Here is a 20,737-nt window from a genome sequence, read left to right as displayed (position 1 = left end):
CCATGCTAGAGAAGAGAATCCGCGACCTCCTGCTCGACGCCCGCGCCAAGGCCCGCAAGCAGAAGCTCGACGCCGAGTTCAACTTCCACCGCGAGCGGTCGAGCCTGATAAGGCTCGGCAACTCATCGGTGGCGCTGTCCACCTTTGAGGAGCTCTCCCGCCTCGATGTTTCAGTTCAGCAGGGCCGCAAATCCGGGGCATACAGCATGACCTCGGACATCACGCACCCGGAGCAGCTCGACGAGGCGCTGGCAATCGCGGCCAACAACTGCAAGGCGGCGCTCGAAAAGGACTACGACCCCATCTTTGGTGCGGTCGAGGAAACGGTTGACGACTCGACCGGGTTTGACCCGGCGCTCGAGACGCTATCGCCCGTGGCCAAGACCGAGCTGTGCAAGAAGGTCGTTGATGCCGTCAAGCCCAGAGGTAACTACGACTTCTCCGGTTCGTGGTCATCGGGTTCGACCGAGATGTACATGGTCTCGACCGCCAATGACAAGGAAGCCTACCGACGCTTGACCGACGGCCGGTTCACCATGGTCCTGAAGGAGCAGACGAAGAAGTGGGAGCTTCAGGTCGAGCGGACCCAGAAGAGGGCCGGCGAGTTCTCGGCCGACGAGGTGATCGCCGACTTCAATTCGATGCTGCCGCTTTACGAGAAGAGCCCCGGATACAAAACCCACATCGACCGCCAGCGGGTGATGTTCGGGTACGAGGCCGTTGCCGAGCTCCTGGGCCTGAGCGTATGGGGCGCGTTCGTTGGTCGGATGTGGGAAGAGAAGCGCGCGTTTTCCTCGAACTTGAAGCCCGGCGACCGGCTATTCCCGGAGAGCATCACCATCTCTGACGACCCGACCAACCCCAACGTCTTCGGCATGCCCTTTGACTTCAAAGGCCACCGCCGGCACCCGCGCGTCATCTGCGACAAAGGCATTCTCAAGGGGCTCTTGTACGATTCGGGCACCGCGGCCAAGTACAAGCGCCAGCCCACGGCCAGCGACCTTGGCAACGACGACTTCTGTCTCGCACCGGGCACCGCTCCGGCCGGAATCGACGCCGGGTGCAAGCTCGCCAAAGATGCTCTCTACATCCCGCACATCCACTACACCCACATGCCGGACCCGACCAAGGGTATGTTCACGGGCTCCAGCCGGTTCAACGCACGGCTCATCAAAGACGGCGAGTTCGTGGCCCCGCTCCTCTCCTCCCGCATCACCGACACGCTGCCGCAGGTCTTCTCTGGCGTGGTAGCCATCTCCTCCCGCACAATTCCGTGGAACGTGTCCGCCACCTATGACCGCCGCTCCCCTACCGCCATGAGCATCCCCGAATACGTCATCTGTGACGGCGTCCGTATCTCGGACGTCGCCGACAATTTCTAGTCGAGTAGGCCAGTATCGGAAGCCGGACTTCGGTCCGGCTTCCCGCTTCTTGTGGAAACCACGGATGAACACCGATGAACACAGATGTAATGAGCAGCCGAGATCAGATGTCAGAAGCAGGAACGCAACGGTAGAAGTTGGTCCTCTACACTGGAAACTGGGAACTGAAAACTACCGCGCACCCGGTGGGGTGCGCGGGATATGCCGAGGAAGGGAGTTGAACTGCGGGAGCAGCCAACTCCCAACCGTGTTGTTATGCCGAGGAGGGGAGTTGAACCCCTATGGGTGTGAACCCACTAAGTCCTGAGCCTAGCGCGTCTGCCATTTCCGCCACCTCGGCTTGGTTTTCGCGCTTCTAGGATAGCCGGGAAGGGCGGATAGTCAAGGACGTGTCCGCACAACAGCAGGTGGGTGAAACCTCGAAATCTGAGGCCCGGCGACCCGTCTATCCGTGCTAGTCTGTGTTCATCCGTGGTTGCCGGGGTCTGCTTTCCTTGTGTCCGTGCCGCTCGGCTACTTGATCACTCAATCTCTCAAACTCTCTCTTCTCCTTGTTGACAAGCGGGCTCCGTCCGCTAATCTGCGTTGATGCTCATCAACGCGAGCGACATCAGCAAATCGTACGGCGCCGAGACTCTGCTGAAGAACGTCACGTTCACCATCAGCCCCGGCGAGAAGGTCGGACTGGTCGGCCCCAACGGCAGCGGCAAGACCACGCTGCTCAGAATCATCCTGCGCCAGCTTGAGCCGGACCAGGGCGACATCGTGATTGCCGACGCACCGGAGATCGGCTACGTGCGGCAGGATATCGTCGACGACGAGGGTTCGACCGTGGGAAAAGCCCTGCTCGGCGACATGGACGAGCTGGAGGCGCGCCTTGACAAGATCCGCAAGGAGATCACGGCAAGCCCGGATGACGAAGGTGAGCTGGCCAAGTACGAGGTACTCGAGGAGGAACTCGCCACGAGATTCGGAAGCGACTACCGCAGCCGCTGCGAGAAGACACTCGCTCAATTTGGCTTCAGCGCCGGCCGGTCCGGCGAGAAGGTCAACGAACTTTCGCCGGGCGAGCGCGCGCGCCTGGAGCTTGCCCGGGTGCTCGTCCGCAGACCCGACATCCTCGTCCTGGACGAGCCGACCAACTTCCTCGACATCGGCCAGCGCGAATGGCTGGAACGATTCCTCGAAGAATTCAGCGGGACGGTGCTTGTCGTGTCGCACGACCGCGTGTTCCTCAACCGGGTAGTCAACCGTGTGTTCGAGCTGCGCCGCGGCCGGCTCACGGTCTACGAAGGCGACTACGACGACTACGCGGACGCCCGCGCGCAGGAGCAGGCGAGGCTCGAACACGAGCACGATGTGCAGCAGAAGGGAATCCACAAGCTCGAGCGCATGGCCGAGGAACGCAAAGTCTGGTCCGCGCGCCGTGAGAAGACAAAGGCCTCGGCGGCCGACAGCGGGTTCGAGAGCGCTCGTGCGGCCAAGATGGCGAAACGGGCCAGGCACGCCGGGAAGCGCATCGAGCAGACGGTCGCGCAGCACGAGGCGAAAAAGCCCTTCATTGAGAAGAAACCAAAGCCCGTTCTGGTGACCGAAGACCTGCCCGACAAGCGCGCCCTGCTCGCCAGGGGTCTCAGCAAGTCGTTCAAGACTAAGACAGTAGTCAAAGGCGCGTCCTTCGAAATGCGGACCGGCGAGCGAGTGGCGCTCATCGGACCGAACGGCTCAGGCAAGACGGTACTCCTGCGGATGCTTGTGAGCGAGCTCAAACCCGACGAGGGCGAAGCGCAATTCGGCGCCGGCACCAAAGTCGGCTACTTCCCGCAGGACGTGACGTTCCTCGACCTCAAACGAACGGCGCTGGAAGAAGTGATGGAATCGGGCGCAAGCCAGGAGACGGCCCGCACCGTACTCGGGACTCTTCTACTGCCCAAGGGACTTGCGGAAAAGAAGCTCTCCGAACTCTCTGCCGGGGAGCGGTCAAAGGTGCTCCTTGCCCGGATTCTGGCCGGCGGTGCAAACCTGCTTATCCTCGACGAACCGACCAACCACCTTGACATAGATGCCCTGCTCGCCATGGAAAGCCTGCTCTCACAGGCTCCGTGCGCGCTCCTGTTCGCATCCCACGACCGCGCCATGCTCGGCAGACTAGCCGACCGCGTGCTTGAACTCAGAGACGGCGCGCTGTTCGACCACCACGAGCGCTACGAGGCCCTTCGGGCCAAGGGCTAGGGGGCAGGGACCAGGGGCTGGGGCCGGAACGGAACGAAATCAGACTGCCGCCGGTCACCAGCCTGGGGCTTGTGGCTTGGGGCTTGAAGTTTCTTGTGCGAGCTTGAGCTTGCGCTTGTCTACGCCCGGCCGAACATCCGTGCCAGCCTGAGCCGGAGGACGAGGAAGAACGCACGGCGCACGATTCTCTTGTTCATCTTCGACGTGCCCGCGCGCCGCTCGGCAAACACGATGGGTGTTTCCTTGATACGGAATCCCTTGCGCCATATCAGGAAGTCAATCTCAATCTGGAACCCGTACCCGTCTTCCTTTAGCTTATCGAGGTCGATGCCTGCCAGCGTCTCGCGCCGGTAGGCCTTGAACCCGGCGGTCAGGTCGCGGATTGGCACGCCGGTCACCGTCCTCGCGTACATGCACGCGAAGTAGGAAAGCAGGAGCCGCTTCATCGGCCAGTTCACGACCGACACGCCGTCGGAGTAACGCGAGCCGATTACGAGGTCGTAGTCCCGGAGCAGCTCAATCATCTCCGGCACCTTGTCCGGCGGGTGTGAAAAATCGGCGTCCATCTCGAAGCAGTAGTCGTAGCCGTGTTCGAGCGCGTACTTGAACCCGAGCACGTACGCGGTGCCGAGCCCCATCTTGCCCGGCCGCCTGATGAGGTGAATCTTCGGGTTGGCCTGCGCCATCCGCTCGACCATGTCCCCGGTCTTGTCCGGCGAGTTATCATCGATAACCAGCGCCTCAAGTTCGGGCGACTTCGATAGCACCTCGGGCAGGATGCGCTCGATATTCTCTGCTTCGTTGTAGGTCGGGAAGATTACCAGTCCGCGTGGCACGAGCAATACTAGGGAATCAGACCAAGGGAGTCAAATGAGGAACCGGACAATTCAGAATCCAGAATCCAGAAATCAGAATCCAGAATTCAAGCCTCGGAATTCTGAACTCTGGACTCTGGTCTCTGAATTCTGGACTATCCGACTCCTCAGATATGGCAACTCCCTCCGCCGTGCTTCTGGAAGTACTTCTGGTGATATTCTTCTGCACGCCAGAACGTCGCGGCCGGAACAATCTCGGTCACGATCGGCCTCGGGAACGCGTGCGCCTTGGTCAGCTTGTCCTTCGATGCGACAGCGGCAGACTCCTGGCCCGGCGAATGATAGAAAATCACTGAACGATATTGCGACCCGAAATCAGGTCCCTGCTGATTCGGCGTGGTCGGGTCGTGCGAGGACCAGAACTTGTCCAGCAATTGCTCGTACGTCACGACCGCCGGGTCGAATACAACCTCCACGGCTTCGGCGTGCCCGGTGGTGTCCGAACAGACGTCCTTGTAGGTCGGCTTCTCGGTATGTCCGCCGGTGTATCCGACGGTAGTCTGCACGACACCCTTAACCTTATCAAACTCGGCCTGAACTCCCCAGAAACAGCCCGCGGCGAACGTCGCGGTGTCGGTTTTCATCGGCAACTCCTTTGGGTCGCTAATCTTAACTTGTGTTGATTGTCTTGCGCCGCAGGCCAGGATGGCCGCGACTGCCAATATGACTTGAATGCTCCGCATACAGTATTAGACTGATGCAATGGGCCGCCAGACTCGCAAGAATCAGCAGCCGCTGTCATTTCGACTGAGTCCGACGCACTGTCCGACAGGGGCCGCCGCGGCCAAGGAGAAATCCCGCCCGGACGAGACCCCTCCATGGGCGTCGGGGTGACAGACAGCAAACCAGTGACTGAAAGGAAGACATGGCGAAGAAGAAAGATGACCTGAAGCTCGTGACTTACTGCGGGCTCCACTGCGACCTCTGCTCCTCGCGTGGCCGGATTCCCAAACAGGCGGCGGCGCTCGGGGACAGCATGCGAACGGAAGGCTGGGAAGACTGGGGCGGCCCAGTTCCTGGATTCAAGGAGTTCTGGAAGTTCCTCGACGGCATCTCCACTGCCGAGAAGTCCTGTCCCGGCTGCCGCCAGGGCGGTGGCCCGCCATTCTGCGGAATCCGGAAGTGCGCCCGCGCAAAGGGTCTCGACCTCTGCATCGAGTGCAAAGAGTGGCCCTGCCACCGCATTGAAGGATTGGCCGCGGGCTATGTCAACCTGATTCCCGACTCCCAGCGGCACAAGCGTATCGGGATCGCCAAGTGGCTGAAGGAACAAGAAGCCCGAGCCAGGACCGGCTTCTGCTACTGCGACATCCGCTGCCACCCGTACACCGTCCCGGACAAGTGAGGCGAAGGAGAAAACGAAGTCAGATGTCAGATGTCAGAAGCTGGAAGTCAGAAGTACGGATGCGGATGGGTCAACCGCAGATGACGCAGATTCGCTCGAACCCCAGAACCCCTGAACCCCAGACCCCGAGGTTGAGAACCGCCAAGGCGGCCAAGCCCGAACACTCTGTCCCTCCGGCTTCCACCACAAAGACACGAAGAGGATTCGCAGCCCGAACTAGGAATTAGGAATTGAGAATTAGGAATTCTTCCGCGTCCTTGAAGCTACGTCTCCTCGCTCCCTGCGGCATCTACTGCGGCCTCTGCTCCTCGCGCAACCGCATGCCGCAACAGGCGCAGGCACTGCGGCGGACAATGGCCAACGGTGGCTGGGATTCCCTCGGCGGCGAGGTCAAAGACTTCAAGGAGTTCTGGCAATTCCTCAACCGGATTGCCGACCCGGAAAAGTCCTGCCCGGGCTGCCGGACCGAAGGCGCGCCGCCCTTCTGCGGCGGCCCGGAATCCTGCGACATCAGGCAGTGCGCGCAGCACCGCAAGACGGACCTCTGCGTCGACTGCCGTGACTGGCCGTGCGCGCGCATCAACCGACTCGGCAAGAGCTACGTCACGCTGATCGCGGACGGCAAGCGACTGAAGAGAATTGGCCTGAACAAATGGCTCAAGGAACAGGAAGCCCGGGCCAGGACCGGCTTCTGCTACTGCGACATCCGCTGCCAGCCGTACACCGTCCCGGACAAGTGAGGCGAGGAAACGGGACCGGACCTTACCACAAAGACACTAAGACACGAACACATGGAACGGAGAGGAAAACCGCCAAGGTCGCCAAGAACGCCAAGGCTGAACACTCTATCCCTCCATCCCTCGCAGATCACACTCGACCCCCCGATCTGATGCGCATTCGCCACCAAGACACGAACAAGATAGCCTCGGCCCTACTCCCTCTCCTCACTGAGGAGAGGGTTGGGGTGAGGAGCCCACGAACTAATGCCACCCTCACCCCTGCCCTCTCCCGTGCAAGGGAGAGGGAACGAACCACGCGGGAGGACAGACACGGCCGGAACGGTAATGAGGAGTCAACATGAAGACCAAGACAATCAGACAGCAGGTAACCTTCAAAGGCGCGACGCCCCACGAACTATACGAATGGCTGATGGACTCCAAGAAGCACTCGCAGTTCACCGGCTCGAAGGCGGTCATCAGCCGCAAGGTCGGCGGCAAGTTCAACGCCGGCGACGGATGGATCGAAGGAATGAACCTGGAACTCGTGAAGGGCAAGCTCATACTTCAGGGATGGCGAGGCAACGACGATGACTGGCCCAAAGGCTACTACTCGTCGGTCAGGTTCACGTTCACCAAGACAAAGGGCGGGACCCGACTCGACTTCCTCCACTCCGGCGTACCCGCGGCCGCGTACGGCGAAATCAAGGACGGCTGGCGCGAGTACTACTGGGAGCCGCTCAAGCTGGCCCTGGCCAAATAGCCGACTCGAACCGGCAAAGCGTCATACACTCGGCGGGGCACTCAGACTTCGAGCAGCTCGCTCACGCGGACGCCGGCTTGAGTTCGCGTCCCTGATTTCAGCCTGACCTCATTCCGCCCTCTCGACACAGAATCGCACGCATGGCCGACTCGACATGTCGAATGAGCCATCAGCCGACCCCGCATATCCACGCTAGCTGACCTTCGCCTCGGCCAGTAAGCCAGCATCTACTAGACCAATCGATAGACCATCATTCGGACTATATACTAGACAGATCACCGGCAGGTCATGTGAAACGTCTACCAGAACGTGCAATGGAGGAACCCATATACTATCCATCGCACCAACATGCAGTCATACCACTGAACCAACCGCATGACGGACTGATAGACATACCATCGGATGCACCACTATACCGTTGATTACACCTACCCTCAGTCATACCTCTAGTCCATCTCATAGACCGTCTACCATACCGTCTACTAGACCGTCCGGGGGACGGTCTACCGAATGCCAATCTCAGGGCTAGTATCAGCAATGGTTCATGCTATAACTCTCGCATTTGCGGAATATAAGTCACCTTTGCTGGCTAGTTACCAAGCTGGAAGTTGAGTCGGAAAGCCAATCTGGCTATTGCTTGATGCAGAACGTAGTGTACAATAGCTGTGGCTGACTTCGGTCTCGGCCGGCGGCTGAGGCTCGCAACGGACCGGAATCAGCAGCCCGAGATGAAAGGAGAATACAGATGCCGGACAAGATGAAGCGATTCACGAGTTGGAACGTGAAGTACAACACCGAGCGCATCAAAGCCACACTCGATGAGATGCGGCCGGACATGCAGGCCAGATACCAGACGGCGATGACCGCCATGCTCGCCAATGATACCAAGGTCAAACAGGTCCTGAACGGCAAGTCGGTCAGCACCATCCTCTACGTCCCCTACCTCAGTTTCGGCCGGCAGCTTTGGAAGTACTCGCGCGAGCAGGACATCGACGGCCACAGCCTGCAGCTTGCGGCCGAGGTCCTGCGCAACAAGTGGAAGGCCCGCGGCCTCGACGAGGACGTGCTCCTTGCGATCCAGCGGGAAGTCTGCAGCGTCCAGCCCGAACCCTAGCGCCGCCGGCCCGTCCGCAGGGACATGACCCAATTCCGCCGGGGAATTGGGATCGTGTCCCGAGCCAACCGTCCTGCCTGTCCGCGTCGGCTTGACTTCGCTTCGCCGGACAATATCCTTGAGCCTCCATGGGAGCGTCTCCTCCCGCACTGGTGGCTGACCTCGTCGAGCGGTTCGAACGCGACCGCAAGGTCTTCCTGTCCCCAGACTACAAAGAAGAACAACTCCGCGTATCTTCCGGTCCGAGTCTGTCCATTCGTCATTCGTCCTTCGTCATTCGGACTTCGCCTCATGAGTCCCTCGGCTGGGACGTCGCCAACAAGGCCGGCCTGACCGAAGTCTTCAAGCCGGTGATCCACGAAGAGTCGATCAAGGTCGCGGATGCACGGCTAGCGCTAATGCGTCCCGATCGTCGGTGGTTGCCACTGACGTCAAACTGTTGACTTGCACTTCAGCGTTGCCATACTGAGCAATGATTGAACCTGTAGAAACGCGGGCTGCTGGATGACGCTTCAGAGCGTTCCTTGCCTGATGGGCGAGTCCCGTCCGTTCTCGCCGCCCGGACGGCGAATAGACCCGGAACGCTGATGCACCTTCAACAGACTAAACGGGAAAGCCTCAAGAGCGGCGGGCCTCAGTACTACTTCCATGACCTTTCGGAAGTGGTCAAGACATACCTGCGTAAGAAGGGTGCTGTCCCGGTCGCACTCGTCACTCCCTACGGGGCTACCAAGACGACATTCTCTGCAGTAGGAGCCTACCATAAGCTAGACAAGAAGAGACGGGTTGTTCCCGGCCGAGTCGGACATGACAGAATTCAGCAAGGCACGACCGGGGAGAGCATTGGCGAGTCAATCCGTAGTTGGTACTGCTTGTCCACCGACGATTTCGAGAGAATTGACGTTGATATCGAGATCATTGACGATGCGTTTTACCTAACCCCCGCGGCCTACCGCCAAGTCGGCGGCCGCCGCGCCAAGCCTCTTAAGGCCGCAGAGCGCCCGCTCACTCTTACGACCCACTACGTGAGTTCTTTCTGGCGTGAACAGCTTGAATACGTGCTGGCCAAAGAGGGTAGAGGTCTCGTTTCGTGGGCCCTCCGGCAGATAGCGTCCATCGCTAATGACCATGTCAAGAAGGTCCCCCATATTCAGGAACCGGACATCCTGCGTGCTTACGGCCCGCTTGCTCAGCTCGGTTGCTCATTGGGCCCATACGTGGGCAAAGGCTACGACTGCAGAAGCAAATTCCAGTTCGATGGTTACCCAGAATACGATGTCCCCGTTGAGGTCAAACGACATAGCAGTGGGTTTAAGTACCAGATGGAGAAGTACGGGAAAGATGAGCTATCCCGCGCCGTGATCCTCTGTGCTGTCCACGACCTAGCCAAGGTTCCGAAGAACATTGACGTGATTGAGCTCCAGGCTGTCGGGGCGCTTGCCAAGGGACTCTAAGCCGCTACATGCGGTACGATAGCATTTGCCCGATCACGAGGCGAATCCCAGCCGCGAGGCAAGAAGCCAAACGGCACTACGGCGTCCACCCCTACTTCACTAGAAGGCCATACAACGTCGTGAGAGACTACATCCTGCACTACTCCAAAGAGGGAGATGTCGTTCTCGATCCCTTTGGAGGTTCCGGAGTCACTGCGGTTGAGGCATATCTAGAGAATCGCACCGGCATCCATAATGACATAAACCCGCTTGCGAATTTCATCGTCGAGAGCCTGGTGCATCTCCCAGACGTATCAGCGGGCCAGGCCGCAGCCGCATTCACCCACGTTGAGGAGCAGTGCCGCGGCGTGCTGAAAGACATGCGCGCCACGACACGAACTCCGTCTCTACCTCCGGATATCCTCCTCCCGCCAAACGTGCCCCTGCCAAAGAACGCGGATGTCTCGACGTATCACGAGCTCTTCACATTGGGGCAGCTTCGTTCGCTCGCGGTTCTCAAACACGCGATCGACGCCATCGAAGGTCCGGCCAAATCCTTGCTCATGCTGGCGTGGTCTGGAACGCTCTCCCGACTGAATAGGACGTTCATATCGACAAACGGGCGGGCTGAGTCCCGAGGAGGGTCCAGCATCTTCAGCATCTACCGGTACAAGGTGGCGCGACGTCCAGTAGAACTAGACCCGTGGTCCGTGTTTCAGAACCGATTCCGCGGAGTCATGGCAGCTCGAAGGGAGCTAGTAGACGCGATCGAAATGAAGAGATCGACCAAGGGATGGCGAGGCCGATTCCTCTGCTTCAGCGAGGACGTTGTCGACCTCCAGCGAGAACTCAAGGGGAAAGTCGACTACATCTTTACCGACCCACCATATGGCGGCCATATCTCCTACTTGGACCTATCTTGCCTGTGGAATGTGTGGCTGGGTATGCTTCCCAGTGGAGATGCGCGCGACAAGGAGCTTATCGTTGGAGGTGAGAGGGACTTCTCCGAGGAACACTACACTGATCAACTGTACCAGAGCACAGTGGCCACGTTTGCCATGTTGAAGAACAGGCGTTGGATGTCGGTCGTATTCCAACACTGGAATGTCTCCTACTTCCGGTCCATCCTCGATGCAGCCCGCGACTCGGGTGCGTCGCTCCGTGCAGCGGTATCACAGGTCGGTGATCCAATCTGGTCGATGCACAAGAAGAAGAACCGGGAATCAGTCTTGGCCGGCGAGCTCATTCTCACGTTCTTCAAGGGGCGCACCCATGGCAAGACTGCCGCCATAATGACTAAGTCTGTCCACTTGGAGGGCATGGTTGACGAGGTGTTGTCGGAGCTAGACCACCCGGTTCTATACGGGGAGTACCTTTTCAATCGCATCGTCGTTGAAGCTTGGAGAAGGGGCATCATCGATGAGCTCAAGGTCAGCAAGCAGGAATTCGCTGCGCTGCTGGAGGAGCGCGGGTGGCACTACGACCAAGCGAGGCACCTCTGGTCAAGGGCGGGCCGTTCAAGTGACGGTCCAATCTGGGACGAACAGGAGTTCCGTGTCGCCGACCGTGGGAGGAGTTAGGACACACGGATTCCAACGTGTTGCAGCGTAACTGGGATGGACCAGGGTAGTCAGGCCCTTCAACGAGGCCGTCAAGGCGCGGCGTGACAGGATGGTCGGACTGGTCGAGACGATGCTGAAGCTGCACAAGGACTTGCCCAAAGCCAAGACGCCGCACGAGCACGAATCGCTCCAGCGCCAGATTGCCGCGACGGATCATAGGTTGTGCTGATGGATAGGACAGACTCAAGGAGGCAAACAGCATATGGTTGAGTTCCAGCGAACAGTAACGGAAAACGAGGTCAAAGGCGGGCATTTGAATCTGAGGGACAACGATGGCGCCACGCACGGCCGGAGCTTGCCCACGAAACCTAGGAAAATGACAGTCATTGACGGGGAGGGCCGTTCCTTCAACGCTCACAGGAGCAAGCCTTCGGCGATCGAACGCCTCCAGCGATTCTACAGGGAAAGTCACATTTCGGCAGGAGCGACCTTGCTCGTGAGGTTCGACAGTCAGGAACAGGTGAACCCCGGCGAGTGCATCGTACACATCGAGAGGCTGGGAGCGCGACCCAAGGAGGCCAATGCTGTCGCAGAGGAAAGCAGGGGCCAGAGGGAGTTCGTCGCGCGGATCGAGAACGAGCTTGAGGATGTCGTCGCGAGTGATGTCGAGGCGATTGAGAACGGCCTGAAGCTCTACAAGGATGCGTCCGGCCGCGCCGGAAGGCAGTACCCGACCGACGTCGGCGAGATAGACCTCCTTTGTGTCCGTCCTAACGGTGACTTCGTGGTAGTCGAATTGAAACTCGACAGGGCGTCAGACAGCGCAGTGGGGCAAGTGTCAAGATACATGGGCTGGATCAAACAGCATTTGGCCGGCACCAGTGACGTGCGAGGCGTGATCGTCGCGCGGCAGTTCGACAGGAAGCTCAAGTACGCGGTGGCAGCGAACCCCTCTATCAGCGTCGTCTACTACAGGCTACAGTTCCAGATTGTGACCGAGGAGGAGGCCCGACGCGCCAGCGACAGCTAACCGTACCAGGCCCGGCATGAAAAGGTGGTCAGCTTGGTCGAGCGGATGCTGGACATGCACTATCACCCGCCAAGTACAAAGACGCCGCATGAGCAGGAATCCCTCCAGCGGCAGACCGCCGTCACCGACAAGGCCATCGACGCGCTGGTGTATGAACTATACGGTCTGATGGATGAGGAAGTCAGGATTGTGGAGGGCACGGTGGCATGACCACAAGGAGAAGCCATGGCTTTCGATGAAGAGACGATAGAATGGGTCTATAGACGTACCGACGGGCACTGCCATCTGTGCCGTAAGAAGCTAAGCCTCAAGAACTACGGTGCTACTGGTGCGAGAATGTCGTGGCACATAGATCACTCGGTAGCGCAGGCCCGAGGCGGGACAGATCACCGGAACAACTTGTATCCGGCCTGCATTCACTGCAATACGAGTAAGCAAGATAAGGGGTCGCGAACGGTGCGCGCGGCCCACGGCCACACGAAGGCACCGCTATCCAAGGACAAGAAGAAGCAGATAAAGAGCCGCAACGCTGTGATAGGCGGCGTCATCGGCGGCGCAGTCGGTGCCATCTTGGGGCCACTGGGTGCCGCAGGTGGAGCCGCGATTGGTGCCGGCATAGGCCACAGCATTGACCCGGATGAGTAGCGATTCCATCTGTTGCGAGCTACTGGCAGCATGCCAGAAGGGAGGTCCATGATTACGGGAGAGCCAGAGAAGCAACCGATCCCACTTGTCTTCGCCAAGAAGGAACCGGTCAAGTCCGGCCCGGATGACGGTGCCACTGCACCAAGCCGCGATACTTTCACAATGACCGCAACAGAAGTGTGCAAGGAGAACGACGATGAAGACTGACGAGAGCAAAGAGCCTCTGTGCTTCACCAAGCGAGAGCCCTGTGAGCCCGAGCTAAGCAGCAAGGATCCCAAGAAACCGTATGGTACCTCAACCGTCACTCACGTAATACGCGAAGGCCGCGACACCGACTAGATGCTGCTTATTGTCACGGGCAGTGACGACGTCACTGCGGACCTCGTCGTGGCGGAACTGAACGTCCTGGGCGGCAGATTCATCCGTCTCAACACTGAGAGCTACCCATCATCGGCCGCGGTCGAACTCCGCTACTCAGGGGGAACAGCAACTGGTCTACTGCATACAGTCCACGGTGACGTTCCTCTGGACTCCATCGAGACCGTCTGGTTCCGCAAACCTAATCCACCATCTGTATCGCCGGCGGTCGTGGATGAGCAGGCCCGCTCCTTCGCACGGCAGGAGTGCGAGGCCATGTTGAGTGGGTTCTACCGCGTGTTGGCGCGCTCGTTTTGGGTCAGTAGTCCCGACGTGATCCGACGCGCGAATGACAAACTACTTCAGCTCGCCGCCGCCCAGGAGGTCGGATTCGCAGTTCCTGATACACTCGTTACGACCGACCCACAAGCAGCAAGGCGGTTCTGCGTGTCGGGCGGCAGCGAGAGAATCGTGAAACCACTGAAGTCGGGCGCGGTCGAGTGTCCGGATGGCAAGCTTGAGCTCATATACACCTCGGTCGTTACTCAGGCGGACGTCTCCAACATCGACCTGGTGGCGTTCTCGCCCTGCCTCTTTCAGGAGTACGTACCCAAGCTATATGAAGTTCGGGTCACCATAATTGGCGAACGAATCTTTGCCGTGGGCATTGACAGCCAAGCTAGCGCATCGTCCAAGGTAGATTGGCGCAGAAACAACTGCCAGGGGCTGCGATACTTCGAGCTTGAGTTGCCAGACGAGGTAGCGGCCAAATGCCGCCAGTTCGTGGAATGGTATGGGCTTCAGTTCTCTGCTATGGACTTTGTGGTCACTCCGAAACACGAGTACGTGTTCCTAGAGAACAATCCGAATGGACAATGGGCTTGGCTAGACCTTGAACTGAGAAACGGTATGACGAGGTACATGGCAGAGTTCTTGCTCTCAAGGAGCAGACAAGGGAGAGCCCGTGTGTAGGCGGCAAGGAAGGGCGCAGTCCCCAAAGCCGACATATCGGGACTTCGAGGAACGAATGCCTACCGATCCTGCGCTACTCCGCATTCTGGATGACGAGTTCCGGCTGCTGTACGACCACGAACTGACCCGCTCCGACGGTTGGACAAGTAAGGGCATTGCTTTGATGGGCGCGTGCGGTTTAGTGCTGTCCTTGGTCGCGCTAAGGTGGCCCGCTCTGGTACGTCCGGTGGGGATGGAATGCCCGTGGCAGACTGCGGTCTTCTGGTTGGTTCGCGGTCTGCCCTTTATTGCCTGCATCGGGACTTTTATTGTGGCGACCTTCCTTTCCCTGTCGTCGCTTGGCGCTACGGGACTTCAGCGCATGGACGAAGACGAACTCGTGAGACTAGTGTCGGAGGAAGGGATGGAATCGCCAAGAAAGCTAGCCGCAATCAGGCTAGCTGCCTACAAGAACAACTTCGACATCGTGAATCGCAAAGCCACGAAGGTGAACTGCGCGCTGGCATGGTTCGTGGCAGGCGTCATATCAGTCTGCGCGTTGGCCTTGTCGCTGATTCTGCTGCCATCGTGAGTTCGCCTACAAGGGGATTCGGGGGACAGCAAATGATTATTGACACGCCGAGGGCCGTTGGCTCCGGCAGGCCCTGTCTGACAGCGCATCGTTCTTGGCCTCAGCGGCCCGCCTGCTGCCGCGCGGGCAGGCCCCTGTCCGACGGTGCGTCCATCGTCCATCGTTGGAATCGGAGCGGCAGGCCGTGAGCCGTGGGCCATCAGCCGTCCCCGCCCGCACCGGCTGCGGCCCGCTCCGCCCTCAACCTCAACCTGAACCTCGACCTCTACATTGGCCTGTTCCTGCCCGCCGTCGAAGCCGCGAGCGGTGAACCGAGAGCCGCCAACGCACGCCTCGCGATGCGGTCCGAACCAGCCCGGCCTTGACGGAAGCCAGAAATATGGCGTCCCTCTTTTGTCCTGTCCCCGGAATTCCCGACCGGTGATGTGAGAGGGGCGGCTGCGAAGTCGCCCCCCTCTATTTCAGACCCGGGAGACGATGGGTGCTCTATATCAAACTCCTCCGTTTGCCCTGAGAACCTTCCGGATCAGAGGTGTCAAGGCTCCGTGGACTGACAGGGCCAGCGTGAGGACCACGAGGATGGTCGGGGCCGCAGGGGTATTCAAGCTGAACGCGGCCAGCAGCCCGACGATGGAACACAGGAACCCGAAGGCCCAGCCTACGGCAAGACGGACCCCGGTGCGCTCCGAGGCCAGGATCCCGGCCACGGCCGGTATGACCAGGAAGGCGAAGACCAGGAGCACCCCGGCAATCCGCACCGAGCTGGTTACGACGATCCCGAAGGTCCCGTAGAACAGGACGTCCCAGCCGAACAGGTTCCGTCCCTGTTCGCGCGCTTTCCCCGGGTTGTTGGTGATCTCGAACAGGGGCTTGCGGACCAGGAAGTGGAGCAGCCCGATTCCGGCGTAGATAGCCGCTGTCTTCAGGACCGCTGAAGGCTCGACCGTGAAGATGCTTCCGACCAGGGTCTCCTTGAGATGCTCGGTGCCCGAGGGAGCCTTCTCCAGGATGAGCAGCACCGCGGCCTGGGCCGTCGCGAAGACGATTCCGATGAAGGCCTCGAGCGGCACCCGGTGTTCGAGATGACGCAGCCATGCGAAGAGCACGGCCCCGATCAGCGTGGCGCCCACGGGCAGCAGGTAGTTCGCCAGGGGGTGCTCCTCCAGATGGAGCAGGATCGCGATGGCCAGGCCCATGGCGGCCATCTGGGCCAGGGACAGGTCCACGAAGATCACGCCGCGCTTCACGATATGGAACCCGAGGTAGGCGTGGATTCCAGCCAGGACCAGGGAGGCTGCCAGGGCCCACCACATGAAAGGATAGGAGAAAGCTGCGAAGACGCTCATCAATTTCCCTTCAGGGCGTCGAAGATCTGCTGGAAGTGGTCCAGGTAGGAATTGGGTGAGGCGTCCGCGCAGGACGGGGTGATCTTGAACAACTTGACGCCGGTCTCGCGGGCGAGAAAGTTGGCCGCGTCGTCCGAGTAATAAGGCTCTGAGATGACCGCGGTCACTTGCTGTTCCTTGATGATCTTCACCAGGTGGGCCAGGTGCCCGGCATTGGGCGGGATGCCCGGTATGGGCTCGATGTGAGCCGGGATCGTGAATCCGAACGCCTGGGCAAAATAGGGCCAGGAGGAATGGTAGGTCAAGATCGTTCGATTCGGGATGGCCGCAGCAGTAACCTTCCAGACAGCCATTTTCCGGGTGACCTCGGCCTTGAAACGGTCCAGGTTGGCGCTGTACGTTGCAGCCCCGGAGGGATCCGCAGCAGTCAGAGCATCGGCGATGGTCTGGGCGACCAGCATCCCGTTCTCGGGGTCCAGCCAGTAATGCGGATTGCCCTCGGGATGGACATCGCCCAACGAGGCGTCCACCTTGCCGGGCTTCTCGAGCACCGCGATCCCATTGGAGCAGTCCACGATTCTTATCCTGCCGTTCCGGGAGCCGTCGATGATCTGGTCGGCCCACTGGTCGAGGCTCATGCCTACCTTCAGGTAAACGTCCGCCCGGGACACCCGAACCATGTAGGACGGAAGCACTTCGACGGAATGGGGATCGGCGTTGGGGCGGGCGATGGAAAAGGCGCTCACCCGATCACCCCCAACATAGGCCGCGATCGAGGCCAGGTCCGGCAGCGAGGCCGCCACGGTCAGCTTGGCATAGGCCTCGGAACCGGCCAGGAAAAGCAGAGAGGTCAAGAGCCAAAGTATCTTCTTCATATTGTCCTCCTTAGAATTGATGGGCTTTGTGTGGGCCCATAGAAAACAGGATCTGAACGGTGTAGGTATTGTAGGACTTGGCCCCGCCGGGGAAGAACCGGTCCCAGGCAAAGCGGAACAGGGTGGTCTCCTCCATCAGGCCGAATCCCGCGAAGAGGCCTATCGACTGGTCCCACGGCTTGCCCGCGACCGGCCTTTGAAAACGCTCATACTTCACTCCGGCATCGTACTTCTTCTTCCAGGTGTAGTCCGCGAACGCGTAGCCTCCGAAAGGGAGAAGCGTCGTCCGGCTGACTGCTCCGGTTGCGGAATCGAGCGTGGCGAATCCCTTGTCCAGCAGGAGGCCCTCGGCCTGGAGCACGAGCACGTTAAGCGGCGTGAGCCAGAGCTTGGCCTTGGCGTCCGCCCCGAAGATCGAGGTCTTGGCATCGAGCGCGACGTCGTTCACGCCTTGGGTCGCGGACAGGCCCATCTCCATCGAGGACTCGTCCCCGAGCATGAAGAAGTTCTCCCACCGCCCCAGCCAGGCCGGGCGGGACAGACTAGCTTCCTGGGGATGGAACGTGCTTCCCTGAAGCAAGTCTCCGGACAGCGTAGATGAGAGGTCTCCGGGCATAGGCAGGCGGTAGGAAAGTTGGACTCCGGTCTCGTCGAAGGACTCCTCCCCGGGCAGGTAGGCCGCGAGCACCCGGAAGCGGTCAATGAAGGGATAGGTATGGGGATGGGCGGGATTCAGCTTGCCGAACCCTACCCGGTACTTGCCGGCCTTAAGCGCCAACCCTAAGGGAAGGCTGTGCGGGATCTGGAGGTAAGCTTCTTCCACATCGATCCCTCCGTCGAGGACGGAGAGGATTACGGTCCCATGGGCGAAGGGATTGAGGGCGGCATCGAACTCCGCCTCGGTCTCGTCCAGACTCATCTGTATCCGGTTGCGGTTGGAGTCCGCCGGGTCGTCGGTCATGAAAGTACGCATTTGTCCGATAACCGAGATGTCCGGATTAACCACCCCGGCCCGGGCTGTGAAAGTAAGCAACAGAAACAGAATCAGGAAAGGGAAAGCGGTTCTTCTCAATGTCATGGAATTCTCCTTTTTCGATGGCATACCCAGATTCAGCGAGGCAGTAGCGACCGGCGACGTCGCCGACCGCAGACAGAGACGAGTTATCGGCGTCCTGCCCGAGCGGCGTGCAGGCCGATTCTACCGCGGCCGGCTGAACTGCGGCCGCCAGCAAGAGAATTCGGAATGGTCGTAAGACGGACACCTCGTCCTCCTTGGGCATGCCATAACATGCCGGTTTCCCGGCAATTCTCAGACTTGGTTGCGGACGGTTGTCAGTAGGTCAGAAGGGCGGTGGAGCCCGTGGTGCGTCAGGGCTGAAGTCAAGAACCAGACATGGCGACTCGCAGACCAGGACCGGAGTCTCTTCCGCGCAGGTAATCTCGGGCTGTGTGAACGACGTGATTACGGCGGGGACAGACGGGGCCGCGACGAATTGGCATATCGGGCAGTCGCCGTGCTCCTTCCCATCGTCATGATGGTGAGTCACTACGACCAGCGCCGGGACTGCGACGACGAAGAACGCGAAGAAGCAAACCGCAAGCCGAACGACAGCATAGCGTAGGGCGCTGCGCCGGGCGACCAAGAGCATCTTTCGACTGTATACAGAGGAAGGCTGAAAGTCAACAGCTGCCGCACCGGCGGCGCGGTTACCAGCCGTGAGAGGCCCTTCGATTCGTCTGACTCACCCAGGGTGGCTCGGCAGAGAGAGAGCCCTTCTGGGAGGAACAGTCACCTATTACGGAGCAATGTCAAGGCACAGCGCGGCCGGCGGCCGCGAGTGACCAGTTTCCAAGTTCCAGTGACCAGGCTGTAGTAGAGCAATCTCAGCCGTCGCCCGACGGCGGTTGGTGAAGGGGAACCCATGTCGGCGCGGGCGCTGTCTAACCTTCCTAGATGGAATCGGTGAATAACAGTCAGAAGAGGAGGAGGGCATGACGCCTGGGAGAAGCGGAGATGGCGCGAAGAAGAGCCCATCGAAGAAAGCCGAGCCTGCATCCGAGATGATAGAAGCGAGAATCGAGGAGCTGGGTGACTGGAGGGGCGAGTTGCTGTCCCGGCTCCGCACCCTGATCAAGGAGGCGGTACCGGGAGTGGTCGAAGAGTGGAAGTGGAGAGGGACGCCAGTCTGGTCGCACGACGGGATGATATGCACCGGCGAGACGTACAAGGACCACGTGAAGATGACCTTCGCCAAGGGCGCTTCTTTGGACGACCCGGACCATTTGTTCACCCAGGAAGGAACGGTAAGGCGCGCTATCGACTTCCACGAGGGCGACAAGCTGAACGAGAAAGCGCTGAAGGCCCTCATCCGCGCCGCTGCGGCCCTGAACAAGTCGAAAGCTGGCCAGTAGTTCACACAGCCCACGGCTGACTCGCTCCAACGCACAGGAAAAGGAGCGGGCAGGCTAAAGCCTGCCCGCGATTGTCTTCCGGCCGTCGCTACTTGAGGTACAGGCCGATGCCGAAGTCGACGGTGCCCAGCCAGTTGTCGGTGTAGCCGTCGCCGCGGTATTGCGGCACGTTCTGCTGTCCGGATGCGCCGCCGCCGATGTAGCGGAGGTTGACGAAGGCGTCGACCGACTGGTTCAGGCTCAGGCCGTAGCGGAGCGAGGCGTCGAGAATCGCGCCGCGGAAGGCCGACTGAACGTTGGTGCTGCCGGTGACGACCTTGCCCTGTGCGTAGAATCCGTCGACTTCCGCGCCGGCCCACGACTTGCCGGCCAGCGGCAGGCGACCGCGGAACCGGAGAATCGGCACCGGCCCGACGTCGTCGTAGACTCGGACCCGGCTCCCGTCCTTTGTGGCGAACGATATCGCTGCGTCGCGTACCTGCAGCGACAACCCGACGGCCAGTTCCCGGTCCGGCTGAGGCCAGAAGTCGTACTGGTAGCTTATCCGGTAGAAGTCGAACCCGTAGCGCAGGTCCATTGGAGTGCCGGCCGGGAAGGTATCAGTGTCGACCACGAGCGGCTTGGTGAGGTAGGTCTCGGTCCTCAGGTCGATGGGCTGGTACAGGAGGATAATGGTGTGCCGCGGTTTGAGGTGCAGCTCGGCCGACATCCGGCGGAACGGGAACAGAATATCCTGTCCCCCATCGGCAACGTAGTTGAACTGCGTACCCTGTTTGCCGAACTGGATGGTGTTCTTGAGCGCGCCGATGAGACCGGCTTCGGCAGAGAATCGCACTTCGTAGGAATTGTCAGGGTTGTTCAGCCACGAGCCCGCCGCCGGCGACAGGACGGCAAGCAACGGAATCAGCAGAAGATGACGGTGTCGAAACATCAGACCTCCGGTTTTAGGTGCTTGTCGGACGGACATCCAACTATATTAGACTCAAAACCGCAGGTTGGTATTCAGCGTGACATGCCAACTCCGGGGATGCCGCGCCGGTCGAGCTTTCCTGCCGTCCGCGTAATCGCTTGACCCTCTTGCGACGGGTGTTATTCTGAAGTCAAGC

The 20,737-nt window shown here is 60.0% G+C and carries 23 protein-coding genes and 1 tRNA gene; 16 read left to right on the top strand and 8 right to left on the bottom strand.

Going from position 1 to position 20,737, the window contains the following annotated elements; translation table 11 throughout:
* The first annotated feature begins 2 nt into the window (after positions 1-2).
* A complete protein-coding gene (locus VMH22_10630; GenBank protein HTW92150.1) occupies positions 3-1,382 on the top strand; it encodes a metallopeptidase TldD-related protein in 1,380 nt (459 codons plus the stop codon).
* A gap of 256 nt (positions 1,383-1,638) precedes the next feature.
* Here the strand turns inward: VMH22_10630 and VMH22_10625 are convergent.
* Positions 1,639-1,722: transfer RNA gene (locus VMH22_10625), tRNA-Leu, on the bottom strand.
* A gap of 248 nt (positions 1,723-1,970) precedes the next feature.
* Here VMH22_10625 and VMH22_10620 point away from each other — a divergent pair.
* Positions 1,971-3,614: an ABC-F family ATP-binding cassette domain-containing protein gene (locus VMH22_10620; GenBank protein HTW92149.1), complete on the top strand. Its 1,644-nt coding sequence runs from the start codon at positions 1,971-1,973 to the stop codon at positions 3,612-3,614.
* Positions 3,615-3,733: 119 nt separating this feature from the next.
* On the opposite strand, the gene VMH22_10615 is transcribed toward VMH22_10620, so the two are convergent.
* Positions 3,734-4,450 carry a polyprenol monophosphomannose synthase gene (locus VMH22_10615; protein HTW92148.1) on the bottom strand — a complete coding sequence of 239 codons (717 nt, stop codon included), beginning with the start codon at positions 4,448-4,450 and terminating at the stop codon, positions 3,734-3,736.
* Positions 4,451-4,596: 146 nt separating this feature from the next.
* Positions 4,597-5,073: a peptide-methionine (S)-S-oxide reductase MsrA gene (msrA, locus tag VMH22_10610; GenBank protein HTW92147.1), complete on the bottom strand. Its 477-nt coding sequence runs from the start codon at positions 5,071-5,073 to the stop codon at positions 4,597-4,599.
* 281 nt (positions 5,074-5,354) lie between these two features.
* Here msrA and VMH22_10605 point away from each other — a divergent pair, with 281 nt between their 5' ends.
* The 13 genes from VMH22_10605 (at position 5,355) to VMH22_10545 (ending at position 14,998) form a co-directional block, all read left to right on the top strand.
* Positions 5,355-5,834, top strand: coding sequence for a DUF3795 domain-containing protein (locus VMH22_10605; GenBank protein HTW92146.1), 480 nt, complete (start codon positions 5,355-5,357; stop codon positions 5,832-5,834).
* A 257-nt stretch (positions 5,835-6,091) separates the two neighbouring features.
* Positions 6,092-6,574 carry a DUF3795 domain-containing protein gene (locus VMH22_10600; protein ID HTW92145.1) on the top strand — a complete coding sequence of 161 codons (483 nt, stop codon included), beginning with the start codon at positions 6,092-6,094 and terminating at the stop codon, positions 6,572-6,574.
* A 337-nt stretch (positions 6,575-6,911) separates the two neighbouring features.
* On the top strand, positions 6,912-7,313 hold the full coding sequence (locus VMH22_10595) for an SRPBCC domain-containing protein (protein HTW92144.1): 402 nt from the start codon (positions 6,912-6,914) through the stop codon (positions 7,311-7,313).
* Positions 7,314-8,058: 745 nt separating this feature from the next.
* Complete coding sequence (locus VMH22_10590; protein ID HTW92143.1) at positions 8,059-8,427, top strand: hypothetical protein; 369 nt, start codon at positions 8,059-8,061, stop codon at positions 8,425-8,427.
* A gap of 128 nt (positions 8,428-8,555) precedes the next feature.
* The gene (locus tag VMH22_10585; GenBank protein HTW92142.1) at positions 8,556-8,870 is read left to right on the top strand and encodes a hypothetical protein; all 315 of its coding nucleotides are present in this window, start codon (positions 8,556-8,558) and stop codon (positions 8,868-8,870) included.
* A 144-nt stretch (positions 8,871-9,014) separates the two neighbouring features.
* Positions 9,015-9,881, top strand: a complete 867-nt coding sequence (locus tag VMH22_10580; GenBank protein HTW92141.1) for a hypothetical protein — start codon at positions 9,015-9,017, stop codon at positions 9,879-9,881.
* Between the two features lie 8 nt (positions 9,882-9,889).
* Entirely contained in the window at positions 9,890-11,440 is a 1,551-nt protein-coding gene (locus tag VMH22_10575; protein HTW92140.1) for a DNA methyltransferase, read from the top strand.
* 478 nt (positions 11,441-11,918) lie between these two features.
* Complete coding sequence (locus VMH22_10570; GenBank protein ID HTW92139.1) at positions 11,919-12,452, top strand: endonuclease NucS domain-containing protein; 534 nt, start codon at positions 11,919-11,921, stop codon at positions 12,450-12,452.
* A 24-nt stretch (positions 12,453-12,476) separates the two neighbouring features.
* On the top strand, positions 12,477-12,662 hold the full coding sequence (locus VMH22_10565; GenBank protein HTW92138.1) for a hypothetical protein: 186 nt from the start codon (positions 12,477-12,479) through the stop codon (positions 12,660-12,662).
* 15 nt (positions 12,663-12,677) lie between these two features.
* Positions 12,678-13,097, top strand: coding sequence for an HNH endonuclease (locus VMH22_10560; GenBank protein ID HTW92137.1), 420 nt, complete (start codon positions 12,678-12,680; stop codon positions 13,095-13,097).
* 196 nt (positions 13,098-13,293) lie between these two features.
* Positions 13,294-13,437 (top strand): hypothetical protein, encoded by a 144-nt coding sequence (locus tag VMH22_10555; protein ID HTW92136.1) that lies wholly within the window; start codon positions 13,294-13,296, stop codon positions 13,435-13,437.
* Positions 13,438-14,427 carry an ATP-grasp ribosomal peptide maturase gene (locus VMH22_10550; GenBank protein HTW92135.1) on the top strand — a complete coding sequence of 330 codons (990 nt, stop codon included), beginning with the start codon at positions 13,438-13,440 and terminating at the stop codon, positions 14,425-14,427.
* A gap of 55 nt (positions 14,428-14,482) precedes the next feature.
* Positions 14,483-14,998: a hypothetical protein gene (locus VMH22_10545; GenBank protein HTW92134.1), complete on the top strand. Its 516-nt coding sequence runs from the start codon at positions 14,483-14,485 to the stop codon at positions 14,996-14,998.
* Positions 14,999-15,489: 491 nt separating this feature from the next.
* Here the strand turns inward: VMH22_10545 and VMH22_10540 are convergent, their stop codons facing one another.
* The 4 genes from VMH22_10540 to VMH22_10525 form a co-directional block, all read right to left on the bottom strand.
* The gene (locus VMH22_10540) at positions 15,490-16,344 is read right to left on the bottom strand and encodes a metal ABC transporter permease (protein ID HTW92133.1); all 855 of its coding nucleotides are present in this window, start codon (positions 16,342-16,344) and stop codon (positions 15,490-15,492) included.
* Entirely contained in the window at positions 16,344-17,219 is an 876-nt protein-coding gene (locus VMH22_10535) for a metal ABC transporter substrate-binding protein (protein ID HTW92132.1), read from the bottom strand. Before VMH22_10535 ends, VMH22_10540 begins: the two co-directional genes overlap by 1 nt.
* Before the next feature lie 10 nt (positions 17,220-17,229).
* Complete coding sequence (locus VMH22_10530; protein HTW92131.1) at positions 17,230-18,297, bottom strand: hypothetical protein; 1,068 nt, start codon at positions 18,295-18,297, stop codon at positions 17,230-17,232.
* A gap of 262 nt (positions 18,298-18,559) precedes the next feature.
* A complete protein-coding gene (locus VMH22_10525; protein HTW92130.1) occupies positions 18,560-18,868 on the bottom strand; it encodes a hypothetical protein in 309 nt (102 codons plus the stop codon).
* 412 nt (positions 18,869-19,280) lie between these two features.
* Here VMH22_10525 and VMH22_10520 point away from each other — a divergent pair, with 412 nt between their 5' ends.
* Positions 19,281-19,631, top strand: coding sequence for a DUF1801 domain-containing protein (locus tag VMH22_10520; GenBank protein HTW92129.1), 351 nt, complete (start codon positions 19,281-19,283; stop codon positions 19,629-19,631).
* A gap of 88 nt (positions 19,632-19,719) precedes the next feature.
* On the opposite strand, the gene VMH22_10515 is transcribed toward VMH22_10520, so the two are convergent.
* Positions 19,720-20,562 carry a hypothetical protein gene (locus VMH22_10515; GenBank protein ID HTW92128.1) on the bottom strand — a complete coding sequence of 281 codons (843 nt, stop codon included), beginning with the start codon at positions 20,560-20,562 and terminating at the stop codon, positions 19,720-19,722.
* Between the last annotated feature and the right edge of the window lie 175 nt (positions 20,563-20,737).

Source organism: bacterium (assembly GCA_035505375.1).
GTDB lineage: Bacteria > Hydrothermota > Tepidihabitantia > Tepidihabitantales > Tepidihabitantaceae > UBA2258.
This window is presented reverse-complemented; position numbering and strand designations above follow the sequence as displayed.